This is a genomic window from Thiomicrospira microaerophila (assembly GCF_000934765.1).
Taxonomy (GTDB): Bacteria; Pseudomonadota; Gammaproteobacteria; order Thiomicrospirales; family Thiomicrospiraceae; genus Thiomicrospira; species Thiomicrospira microaerophila.
Map to the genome: position 1 here is coordinate 140,068 of NZ_JYNN01000002.1, position 10,013 is coordinate 150,080.

Sequence of the window (10,013 nt, forward strand, 5' to 3'; positions counted from 1 at the left end):
ATAAGTAACGGACCAATCACTATGAAAACAATACTCACCTACGGAACCTTTGACTTGTTTCATATCGGTCATTTAAACTTGCTCGAACGGGCACGAAGTCTTGGCGACAAACTGATTGTTGCCATCTCAACGGATGAGTTTAACCTAAACATGAAAGGGAAAGTCACCGCCTACCCCTACCAAGACAGAAAGCGTATTCTAGAATCCCTTTGTTGTGTGGATTTTGTTATCCCTGAGCACAACTGGGAGCAAAAAATTGAAGATGTCAAAACGCACAAAGTTGACACTTTTGTTATGGGGCATGACTGGGAAGGGGAATTTGACTTTTTAAAAGCCCACTGCGAGGTAATCTACTTGCCAAGAACAAACAACATATCCTCAAGCCAAATTAAAGAGCATATACGTAAGGGTCAGGTCACACAAATAGCGGGCGAAGCATGTTTCTAACCTTTGCTAACAAGCTGCTAAGATTTGCTTTAGGTTTAAAGCGCGTGGTGTACGATACCCAATCTATGCCATTAAAAAACAAGCTTTACGCTGCGCGTATGGTTTATCTCCTCGAAACAGCACAACATGACAAATTAGCCCAGCAGTATCAAAAAACCAAGTCTAGCTTCCCCGGTCTGGCTAACTACTATCTGGCACACAGCTTAAGCCTAAAGGCACAGTATGAAGCAGCAATCGACCATCTTCAAGTTCACCTTGACCTCGCGACAACCAATACCGAAGCCGCTTACCTAGCCTGTGAGCTGTATTACAATACCCAACAACGGCCAAAAGCATGGGCTTTGCTGGAGAAAATCGTTCAAGAGACTTGCCGATTAAAAACCTGGTTAATCATGGCGCAGCTTGTTCAAGACAAATCTGATTTCGAACGCTGGTTATCCAATCTGCAACAAGCCCAAGCGCAAGGAAAAGCGCCCCAACAACACGCCAACCTACGCCAATATTATATTCAAGCGGCATCGCGTGCCGGAGAGTATGAGCAAGCGATCAATAGGGCGATTGAAAACATAACAGACCCCCTGCCTTCACCCATAAAAAAACTTAAGTACCTCAAAAAAGCCAGATTCACACCCAAACAAGCCGCTATCGTGCTGCAGGACTTAAAAACCGCGTTAGATCAAGCATCAATTGAATTCTTTCTAGTGAGTGGAACATTGCTAGGTGCCGTGCGAGAGGGCCAGCTTCTTGCACACGACAAGGATCTTGATATAGGTATTTGGCAAACCACCACCAGCGTGCAACTTATTCAAGCATTAGGCAAAACAGGAAAATTCAAATTAAACAAATCTCGGTCACCGTTTACCATCAAAATTCAACATATAAACGGCATACCCGTAGACATCTTTTACCACATAAAAACCCCAGACACTTATTACCACGAAGTGCTAAAGTGCACATGGCATAATGCGCCTTTTACCCTGGCAGAATTGGAATTTCTAGGCGATACCTATCTTGTTCCTGATCCCCCAGAACGTTATCTGGCTGAAAACTATGGCGAAGATTGGCGACAGCCCAAAAAAGAATTCGACAGCGGTTTCGAAACACCCAATATCCGAGTTAATAACAAGGGTGAAATGATCGTGCACCTAATTAATCAATTGTATAGAAACCCTAATCCCAAAACACAAAGCCATTATCTTGAGCAGCTTCAACAGCTAGGCTTAGATCAAGTGCGCCTTGAAAAAATAAAAAACAAACTGGAGAAAAAACAATGAAACAACCGCTTTGGAACCCATTTTTTTTAGCCGGCGCTTATTTCTACCGAAAGCATAACTACGCATCTTGTATAAAATCACTAAACACAGCGCTCAAGTTAACGAATAACAACCAAAGCATACTGTTCAAGCTAGGCATGGCACACACAAAGCTAGGAAATTGGCTAGATGCCTCCAAGATCTTTGAGCAAGCGTTGGCGCTCCCCAATCCGCACCCAAAAACAAAGAAACAATTAGAGGCGAGCAAGAAAAACATAAAAAGTGCGCTCAAACCCAATGGTATGACCTCAAGCATAGAACGATTTGGGGAAGGAGCATATCACCAATCAAAGGGGGACTGGAAACAAGCGCAACAAGCCTATGCCGAACAGCTCAACAAAACCCCCTGGGATGCAGAGCTGTGTTACCGACTCGGCATGGCGCACGACCGCTGTTACGAATGGTCACAAGCCCAAGAATATTATGAGTTGGCGCTTGCGCTTGATATCACCCAAACCTATTGGCATTACCGTTTAGGCTTTGTGCTTGAGCGTCAAAATAAATTCGAACAAGCCGCTATCGCTTACGAATATGCCGCCAAAAATCGAGATAAACACACGCCCTACTGGTTTTACCGCTGGGGTTACGTGCTTGAGCAAGCCGGAAAACATGACCAGGCCTGCCTAGCCTATTTACAAACACGAAACCAACCCGAACTCGACAAACCTGAGCCGATTCTGGATGTTGAGTATAACCAAGAGCCTAGCGAAGCGCACAATGCATTAAATGCAACACAGGCTGACCAAGCTGAGCTAGCGCTGGCAGAGGCAAAAATATCACAACCTGAAACTATCGACCCGCTCGAAGAATACAAACAACACTTAACAAACCAATCCGTGATTGCACAGCATTTGGAGCGAATCCTACAGCAAGACACCACCAACCCACAAACCTGGTACAAACTCGGCAACACCTATGAGCGGATGCAAAACTGGCCGAAAGCGGCGGAAGCCTACCAGTACGCGCTAGACCGCCAAAATGACCATACACCGGAATGGTATTATCGTTTGGGTTATGTATTAACTCAGCTAAAGAGTTATCAACTTGCATGTATTTCTTTAAGACAATTGGAGGTGCTGCAGGAGTATTATGGTGTAGTAAATAAATCATTTAAGACAGAAGGTGTATTATTAGACACACACTATATTAATTCACTTAACAGCACGCCCATTGAAAATATAGCATTATTTGAAAGTTTTGGAGGTGTAGGTTTGTCGTGCAACCCTTATGCAATTTTTAAAAAAATGATTAAAGACAAATTCTTTAAAGACTGGCTTTTTGTTGTGATTGTAGAATCAACGTTAAATTTACCTAAAAATTTATTAAGTAATCGAAAAATCATTCCCGTAAAAAAGAACACATATCTCTATCGCTTATATTTAGCAAAATCTAAGGTTTTGATTAATAATGGGACCTTTCCTGTCTATTTTACAAAAAGGCAGGAGCAACTTTTAATTAGTACATGGCATGGCACGCCATGGAAAACACTGGGTAATGATAACCCAATGCAAAATGGCAATACGGCACGTAATTTTATTCATTCAGACTACTTGATATCGCCAAATGCACACACATCCAAAACACTTATCGAGCGTTATGGTATCAAAAGTTTATTTAGTGGTGAATTACTTGAAATAGGTTACCCAAGAATTGATTTGATGATCAATGCAACAGAAGGGCTGAAAGAAAGAATAAGGAAAAGGCTAAGATTAAACCCAACAAAACCAGTAGTGCTATATGCACCAACATACCGCGGTTTTTGGGAAAGTCCGCAAATCGAAACGGATAACTTGATTCATTCCATCAAAAAAATTCAGTCAAATAATTACCAACTTGTTTTCAGAGGGCATTACTTTACTGAAGAACAAATAAAAAAATTAGATATGGAAATAACTATAGCAGATCACTCAATAGATACTTGCGAACTGCTTTCTATCGTCGATATTCTTGTAACTGACTACTCAAGCATTTTGTTTGATTTTCTTGTCAAACAAAAACCTATATTCCTATTGACACAGGATATTGATGTGTATAAAGAGCAGAGAGGTTTGTATTTAGCCTTAGAAGAAGTACCTGGTTTTAATGTAAAAGACACAGACGCATTAAAGCCGCACCTAGAAAAAGCAATTAAATACCCAGAGCAATATACAGGTAACCTTGAAAGTTTTATCAGAATTTTTTCGAGTAATGAAGATGGACAGGCAACCCAGAGGCTGCTTTTAAAAATCAAGTATTGGATTGAAAACGGTGTTCAATCTGAAAAGGAATTAAAGACAAAAGATCAAATTTTGATATACCCCGGTACAATTGAAACATTAGAGGATGTGAATAGATTGCAACAGGTAATTGAGAAAAAGCTGAGTCCTGATGCCCAGGCAACACTGATATTTGATAATACGCAACTTGTAAAAAATCAAGAGATAAGAAAAAATGTTGAGTCTATAAGAGGTGTTCTATCGTTTATAGAATACTCTGGAAAAATGGTTAATACGCCGGATGAAAAATGGTTGGTTTATAAGCATCTAAATGAAAATTTTAATCCAAGTGCTCAAGCAGAAAAGATGCTAAGTGAAATATATAAAAAAGAGTATCAAAGGATATTTGGTAGCCATACCTTTAAGGATTATATTGCCATTCAAGAAGAGGGCATGTTCTGGAGTAATATGTTTAAAAACAAACAAGATAAATAGATCTTCTATCGTTTAGATGAATAGTTTTAATTTTTAAAAAACGGATAAATGCTTATGATCAACTTTGTGCTTATGGATTCAAAAAACTATAGACTTGTTCAGAAAAATATACTTGATGCAATAAAGTTGCACCTGCCTGAGGGCAGTTATACGGAAAGCATAAAAGAATATATTGAGGGTAGTACAAATTTTACATTATTTATCGAAAATGAAGCCGATATACTCATGTCTCATGGTGCGGCGGACAAAAACTACCATTTTAGAAAAGCGAGCGAAAATGGGGTCAAAGTAAACAAAAGAATTAACCATGAAAGAAAAAGAAAGCATCTCTTCGTTCCAGGAAACTGGCTAAAAAACAGAATAGTTAACTCTAAGGTGCTTAAATTTGACGAAACGACCGTACACGCTGTCGGTTGGCCACGCCTAGACTACCTAAAAGAAATAGCGAAAGCCCGGCCGCCCAAAAAGCAAAGCAATCCAAGAAAAACAATTCTATGGGCACCCACGCACGACTATGCCCGGCGCGGACCAGATGAAGTCTCATTATCTTCATACCCCGAATTCGAGCCTTTTTTAGAACAGCTAAAAAAAGACTATGACGTAGAGGTATCTCTACATCCTCGCAACCGAAAAGACAAAGCCCCAACCGACGAAAAACTGCTGCGTGCCGATATCGTCATAACCGATTTTGGCACCATGGTCTATGAAGCAATAGCCCTCGGAAAACAAGTAATATTCCCAGACTGGCTCATTGGCGATCGAATACGTAAACACCTAAAACACTCCGCAGAATACCAAATCTACAAAAACAAATTCGGCCTACATGCCGAATCGTTTGAACACCTAAAACAACTCATCGAACAAAACACACCCATAAACCAAGAATCACAAGCGTTTTTCAATGACTACTTAAAAACAACCGAAGATACACAAAAAGAATTTAATAGTGCAAAATATATTGCCAACCTATTGTTAGAGCTAGATAGCAAAAACGAAGCGCAAAAGGGCCCACTGCCAACCTTAGAGATGGCACCACGGCTCCTAGAAGAAGCGCGAGATCCCGAGACTACAAGAACCCTGCAAATCCTAAAGAATAGCAACGCCCCTGGTTACAAAACGATCAATATAGTAACAACCCAAGACCCAAACTACCTGATTTTACAAGATCAGCTAATACAGCAGTTCGCCACTTACCTGCCAGAAGAAATAAAGTTAACCCAATCTATTGATTACCAAGAAGACGCACTCAACATCACCTTTTTTATCCAAAATCAAGCGGATATATTTATTGTCCCATTCTTAGCCGATCGCAACTACTGCTGGACAAAAAACAAACAAAAGCAACTTTACATCAACCAGTTCAAAACCGTACTTGTCCCGGGAGACTGGCTCAAAAACCGCTTCTTAAAAAGTCCAAGCATCACCCTAAAAAAAGAACAAATAATCATAGTTGGCTCTATTCGTCTGGATGGTCTGCACTCAGTAGTCCAGTATAATCAAGAAAATAATAAAAAAATAAATAACCTAGCATGGTTGCCTGTGTATACCCAATGGAAAGATAAATCTAAAACAAAAATGAGCAGCTATCCCGAGCTACAAACTGTACTAAAAAAACTGCCAGATGAAATAAAAGTACAGCAAGTCCCCCATCCAAGTGATAGAAAAGACAAAACTCCTGTCCATGACCAACTCATGCAAGCCGATGCCATCATCACCGACTACAGCTCCACCCTCTACGAAGCATGGGCACTCAATAAACCCGTCATCTTCCCAAGATGGCTACTGCAAGATAAAGTACTAGAAAAAGCACCAGGCAGTGCAGAAGGGCATATCTACCGTGAAAAGCTAGGTAGACATCCAGAATCAGAAGCCGAGTTTATAGAGCTCTTTAACCAAGACCTCATGCTATCCCCGAACGAGTTAGAATTTGCTCAGCACTGTATAAAAAATATTGACAACCAATTTTCAACCCCCAAGGCCATTCAAGATTTTATAATAAAAATATGCGACAAAGGAAGAGCGGAGCGAATCACAACTCTCAAGCAAACCTTGTCTGAGAGCATACAACAAAAGCGTTGGGCACAGGCCGAAGCCGCAGTTAGCGAACTCATTCAATTAAATACTGACGAACCAGAGCTCTACAGCAAACTCGCACACATGCTACGCAAACAAGGCAAATGGTGGCAAGAGGTTGAAGCGCTAAAAAAAGCCATCGAACTCAGCCCCCAATACCCAACCTGGCATTATCGCTTAGGCGAAGCGCTTGAAGCCATGAACCGCCACCAACAAGCGGCACAAGCTTATGGTCAAGCCATAGAGCTCAAACAAGGCAAAGCCGAAGCGCAATGGTATTATCGACAGGGTTACTGCTATCAAACCCAAGGCCATGATGGCGCCCCCAACCTCAGCGCAGTTAAAAAAGCCTACGACCAGGCCATAGCCAAAGATAACAAGCTGAATGCCAAACGCTTTGGCATTGGCGTTTTTCATCAAGTCAGAGGCCTATGGCCACAAGCGCAACAAGCCTATGCTAAACAGCTCAACAAAACCCCCTGGGATGCAGAGCTGTGTTACCGACTCGGCATGGCGCACGACCGCTGTTACGAATGGTCACAAGCCCAAGAATATTATGAGTTGGCGCTTGCGCTTGATATCACCCAAACCTATTGGCATTACCGTTTAGGCTTTGTGCTTGAGCGTCAAAATAAATTTGAACAAGCCGCTATCGCTTACGAATATGCCGCCAAAAATCGAGATAAACACACGCCCTACTGGTTTTACCGCTGGGGTTACGTGCTTGAGCAAGCTGGAAAACATGACCAGGCCTGCCTAGCCTATTTACAAACACGAAACCAACCCGAACTCGACAAGCCTGAGCCGATTCTGGATGTTGAGTATAACCAAGAGCCTAGCGAAGCGCACAATGCATTAAATGCAACACAGGCTGACCAAGCTGAGCTAGCGCTGGCAGAGGCAAAAATATCACAACCTGAAACTATCGACCCGCTCGAAGAATACAAACAACACTTAACAAACCAATCCGTGATTGCACAGCATTTGGAGCGAATCCTACAGCAAGACACCACCAACCCACAAACCTGGTACAAACTCGGCAACGCCTATGAGCGGATGCAAAACTGGCTGAAAGCGGCGGAAGCCTACCAGCACGCGCTAGACCGCCAAAATGACCATACACCGGATTGGTACTATCGTTTGGGGTATGTGCTCACGCAGGCGGAAAGTTATCAGGCGGCCTGTGAATCTTTTTCAAAAATAGACTACCTGCAAGGCTTTAACAAACGTATCACACGCGAATGTCCGGTTGAAATCATCAATCTAGAATTTAACGATAACATTTACACGCTGACAGCAAGCTTCCAGAACAAAAGCAAACTTAATGAAGATGTGGCGGTTCAGTATTTTTATCTTAAACACCGTGAACGTATTGGTAATGAAGTCGATGAGCATCCATTAACAACGCGATGTGTACACAATGACAATATCGCTACCTACGAGTTCGAAATAAATGCAGCAGACCTCAATCTAGCCATGCACTATTGGGATCTATATATTCAACTAGAGGCGGTGGATAAAGTTTATGGTGATGTTTTAGTGCCTATCCAGCTAAATCGCTTCGCACCAGACATGCTAGAAAAAATAGATACGAATCCGTGGGTGCTGGCGACTAGGGATGAAGACACTATCTTCCACCCTTATCGCACAGTCGGTGGCAGAAAAATGGCCTTTTTAAAACGCCCAAGAACCGAATATGATGACCCTATCTATACCCAGCGCGAACAGCAAGCATTAGCAGAGTATCAACAAGATAAACAAGCGTTAGATAATCGCCAGGCCTGGATGATCTACGAAAAGTTCTCCAAAACTGCACAAGACAACGGCTTTTACTTCTTTAAATATGCAGTTAAGCAACGCCCGCATGTTTACTATGTTATCGAAAAAGATTCGCCTGATCGACAATACCTAAAAGACTATGAAGATAATGTAGTTGAGTTTATGTCGGTTGAGCATATGAAATTACTGCTGTCTTGTGAAAAAATTATTTCCTCAGAAGGGCGGGGACATGGTTATGCTTGGCGTAGGATATCAGGCGACTATAAAACTGCATTATTAAATAAACAATACATTTTCTTGCAACATGGTGTGATTGGCCTTAAGCGTTTAGGAAACGACTTCTCAAAAACAAACAAAAACTTTGCTGCCAACAAGTTTGTTTGTTCAACACAAACAGAGAAAGAAATTATCATGACCGAGTTTGGTTATAACGAAGAGGATATGATTTTATCAGGTTTGCCACGATGGGATGGCTTAACAGATACCTCAGACAAGCATAATGAACTGTTTTTAATGCCGACCTGGCGCAACTGGCTTGAGGATATGTCTGATGAAGATTTCTTGCAATCGGATTATTTCAAACACTACGCAGGTCTGTTATCTTCACCAAAACTGAGTGAACTTCTGACGCAACACAACTTAGTTTTAAACTTTTACCTGCATCCGAAAGTTATAGTGCACCTAGATAAATTTAAAATAGATCACGAACATATCAAAATAGTTGATTTTGGTGAATATACAATTAGAGAGTTATTACAGCGTGCCAAAGTATTAATCACGGATTACTCAAGTGTCGCTTGGGATTTTGTCTATATGGGTAAGCATGTTGTTTTTTACCATTTCGATTTAGAAAAATACGAAAAATACCAGGGTGCGTATATAGATTTGAGAAATAATATGCCAGGAAAAGTTGCTGTTGATCAAGCTTTTCTTGTAAATATCATAGAACAACAATTGAATAATATTGAAGATAGGTATATTCATGGCGATCGCATATCTATTAATGACAACACAATCTTATTTGGCGAAGGGCTATCTGAACACATATACAATGAAATAAGCGAGAAAATATGAGAAAGATTAATTTTGTTTACCTTAAAGCATCAGACAATTTAAGGGAGTTAGAAAAAGAGTTTTCAAATGGAATTTTCAAGGCATTAAGTCAAGAAAATGAAAGATGGGAGTTTAACGAAACAATTGGGAAGAAATTAAAAAATCACATAAATGTTACCTTTTTTATACATAGAAGAGCAGATTTTTTTATGTCACATGGTGTGGCAGATAAAAATTATTTCTTCAAAAAAAAAGATGGTGTATATGCAGTAAATAAGTTTAAAAAACTGCTTGTCCCAGGTGAGTTTCTTAAAAGACGTATTTTGAATAATGAAAATTTACATTTTCGAGAAGAAGATATATCTGTTGTAGGTTGGCCAAGGCTTGATAAATTAATTCAGTTAAAAACTGATACTATGCCATTAGTACAGCACAAATCAAAAAAAAAGGTGCTGTGGGCACCTACACATAGTGGTAGGCAAGATTGTTCATCATACTATGGTCTTCAGCCGCATATTAAAAATTTAAGTAACGAGTTTGATTTTAGGGTAAGTCATCATCCTAATGATAGATCGGGGGAACATTAAAAGGACAGCCACTTTTAAATTGCAAAATCCATCCCATTTTCCTATAATTACACTCAAGTTAACCTTTTAAC

At 40.6% G+C, this 10,013-nt stretch carries 5 protein-coding genes; all 5 read left to right on the plus strand.

The annotated features are described in order from the left end of the window. Positions 1 to 21 precede the first annotated feature (21 nt). The 5 genes from tagD to NA59_RS01665 all read left to right on the plus strand — a co-directional run bounded on the left by tagD (position 22) and on the right by NA59_RS01665 (position 9,942). On the plus strand, positions 22 to 447 hold the full coding sequence (gene tagD, locus NA59_RS01645) for a glycerol-3-phosphate cytidylyltransferase (protein WP_044406933.1): 426 nt from the start codon (positions 22 to 24) through the stop codon (positions 445 to 447). Then, positions 438 to 1,721, plus strand: coding sequence for a tetratricopeptide repeat protein (locus NA59_RS01650; RefSeq protein ID WP_044406936.1), 1,284 nt, complete (start codon positions 438 to 440; stop codon positions 1,719 to 1,721). The genes tagD and NA59_RS01650 overlap by 10 nt, the downstream gene beginning before the upstream one ends. Continuing rightward, positions 1,718 to 4,450 (plus strand): CDP-glycerol glycerophosphotransferase family protein, encoded by a 2,733-nt coding sequence (locus tag NA59_RS01655; protein ID WP_044406939.1) that lies wholly within the window; start codon positions 1,718 to 1,720, stop codon positions 4,448 to 4,450. Before NA59_RS01650 ends, NA59_RS01655 begins: the two co-directional genes overlap by 4 nt. 225 nt (positions 4,451 to 4,675) lie before the next feature. Then, the gene (locus NA59_RS01660; protein ID WP_232504015.1) at positions 4,676 to 9,376 is read left to right on the plus strand and encodes a CDP-glycerol glycerophosphotransferase family protein; all 4,701 of its coding nucleotides are present in this window, start codon (positions 4,676 to 4,678) and stop codon (positions 9,374 to 9,376) included. After that, a complete protein-coding gene (locus NA59_RS01665) occupies positions 9,373 to 9,942 on the plus strand; it encodes a hypothetical protein (RefSeq protein ID WP_044406945.1) in 570 nt (189 codons plus the stop codon). The genes NA59_RS01660 and NA59_RS01665 overlap by 4 nt, the downstream gene beginning before the upstream one ends. The last annotated feature ends 71 nt before the right edge of the window (positions 9,943 to 10,013 follow it).